Below are 1424 nucleotides of genomic sequence, written 5' to 3'. Positions count from 1 at the left end.
GGCTCATCGCATTTGAGGGTGTAGCGGGGGTGGGCGCGTCGTTGGCCGGATAGGGGTCGAGGTCTTCCGATGATGGAAGTTCCTACACTGCCCATCCGGAAGACCTCGACGTGTCCAACGCTACCTTCCTGCCTCCTGACCTGACTACGTTCTGCCGGCTCGATGAGCTTGGGCTCGAAGCTGCCGGGCAGCGACTCGCCCCTGGCCGTGCGGTGTTGGAATGCCGTGCCGTTGATCCGGATGACTGGTGCCGATCGTGTGGGGGCCAGGGCATCGCCCGCGGCACGGTCACACGGCCGCTCGCGCACGAACCGTTGGGATGGCGGCCGACGACGCTGCTGGTGAGGGTCCGCCGCTACAAGTGCACCGGGTGCGGCCGGGTGTGGCGGCAGGACATCTCCAAAGCGGCGCAGCCGAGGGCGAAGATCTCCCGTCGCGGGCTGCGCTGGGCGCTGGAGGGCATCGTGTGCCAGCACCTGACCGTCGCCCGCGTCGCGGAAGGCCTGGGCGTGTCCTGGCATACCGCGAACACCGCGATCCTTGCCGAGGGCAAGCGGGTGTTGATCGAGGACCCTGCCCGGTTCAACGGGGTGGCCGTGATCGGCGTTGATGAGCATGTCTGGCGGCACACCCGGCGCGGGGACAAGTACGTCACCGTGATCATCGACCTCACCCCGGTCCGTGACAGGACGGGTCCGGCGCGGTTGTTGGACATGGTCGAGGGCCGCTCGAAACAGGTCTTCAAGGCCTGGCTTGCCGGGCGGCCGAAAGCGTGGCGGGACGGGATCGATGTCGTTGCGATGGACGGGTTCACCGGGTTCAAGACCGCAGCCGCCGAGGAGCTCCCGGACGCGGTCGAGGTCATGGATCCGTTCCACGTCGTCCGGCTTGCCGGCGATGCCCTGGACAGGTGCCGCCAGCGCGTGCAGCAGCAGACCATTGGTCACCGTGGACGGTCCGGGGACCCGCTCTACGCCGCCCGCCGGACCCTGCACACCGGGCACGATCTGCTCACCGAGAAGCAGAAGGACAGGTTGGAGGCCCTGTTCGTTGCGGACAACCACGCCGAAGTCGAAGCGACCTGGGGCATCTACCAGCGCGTCATCGCCGCGTACCGAGAACCTGACGGCACCCGAGGCAAAGAGCTCATGCAAGCACTGATCGGCGCGATCAGTGCCGGCGTTCCCGCTGCGCTGAGCGAGGTCATTACGCTGGGCCGGACGCTGAAACGCCGTGCAGGGGACGTGCTCGCGTACTTCGACCGGCCCGGCACCAGCAACGGCCCCACGGAAGCACTCAATGGCAGGCTCGAACACCTCCGCGGCTCCGCGCTCGGCTTCCGGAACCTTGCCAACTACATCGCCCGATCACTCCTCGAAACCGGCGGATTCAGACCGCGATTACACCCTCAAATGCGATGAGCC

General features: G+C 67.1%; 1 protein-coding gene. It reads left to right on the top strand.

Annotation, left to right across the window (positions count from 1 at the left end; translation table 11 throughout):
- The first annotated feature begins 110 nt into the window (after window positions 1–110).
- Window positions 111–1421, top strand: a complete 1311-nt coding sequence (locus AC3WJU_RS22420; protein ID WP_492260921.1) for an ISL3 family transposase — start codon at window positions 111–113, stop codon at window positions 1419–1421.
- The last annotated feature ends 3 nt before the right edge of the window (window positions 1422–1424 follow it).

This window comes from Arthrobacter sp. FW306-1B-F12A (genome assembly GCF_058781865.1).
This window is presented reverse-complemented; position numbering and strand designations above follow the sequence as displayed.